At 48.2% G+C, this 844-nt stretch carries 1 protein-coding gene; it reads left to right on the plus strand.

Annotated elements, in window-relative coordinates; genetic code table 11:
* The first annotated feature begins 332 nt into the window (after window positions 1-332).
* Window positions 333-569, plus strand: a complete 237-nt coding sequence (locus tag SCT_RS15280) for a hypothetical protein (RefSeq protein WP_059424673.1) — start codon at window positions 333-335, stop codon at window positions 567-569.
* Window positions 570-844: the final 275 nt, after the last annotated feature.

Consider the following 844-nt stretch of genomic DNA (forward strand, 5'->3'; position numbering starts at 1 on the left):
ACCGGACACCCTGATTCCTTTGTCTATCATTGATCATTTTGCAAAAAACGGCCTAATTGACAGATTCAGTGCAATCGCCGAATTGGCAGAGAAACGCAAAGACATGTTTCAAACCAATTGCTTAGACTGATTGGTATCCGCTCCAGAGGTGAGCATAGAACCAGTCTTTTCAGGGTTGCAAGTGCCATCGGCCTACCGAATGGTGCGCACTAATGGCGGCTTTGGAGCGAAACCGCGCGGCGCGTATATCGAACAGCGGTTGAACCGCGTCATTGGCACAGCGGCGGTTTGCACCGGACAAAAATTTTTCGTACCCTACATGAAAGATCATCATGAGAAACCTGAAAAAACTTGAAAAGCGCCTGCTTGGCATGCATAAAGACGACCCAGCCAAACTAGTGCTGATACGGTTGGTGAAATCCCTATGCCTGAAAGAAGACTTCAATCTCTCGGAAATCTACGAGCTAAGCTATGACGACTTCGAACTTGCCCTGGACATCATGAAAGACTGGCGGCTGGACTGTTACTCCAAAACCAGGGAACGCATCCTGGAAATCGTGACCACGTAAGAAATAATCTGGTCCGGCTTCTCTGCTCTGCCAACAGGCATCATGGATCATAGCTTGGATTTTGCTAGGATGCGGTGGGCACTTCCAATTGGGGGGGCAGTGAGCTCGAGCTTTCATCGACTGGCAAATAAAATCCGACCTGAGGCTCCCCTGAATACTGCCTTGTCACAACAATGTCATTTAAGGCTGCTACAGTCACCTTCAGAAACTATCCGTTTCATTTTCAAATTGGCGCACTTCAAGTACTGAACACAATACGTTGCCAGTCCCCAGAA

Source organism: Sulfuricella sp. T08 (genome assembly GCF_000971475.1).
Classification (GTDB): Bacteria; Pseudomonadota; Gammaproteobacteria; order Burkholderiales; family Sulfuricellaceae; genus Sulfuricella.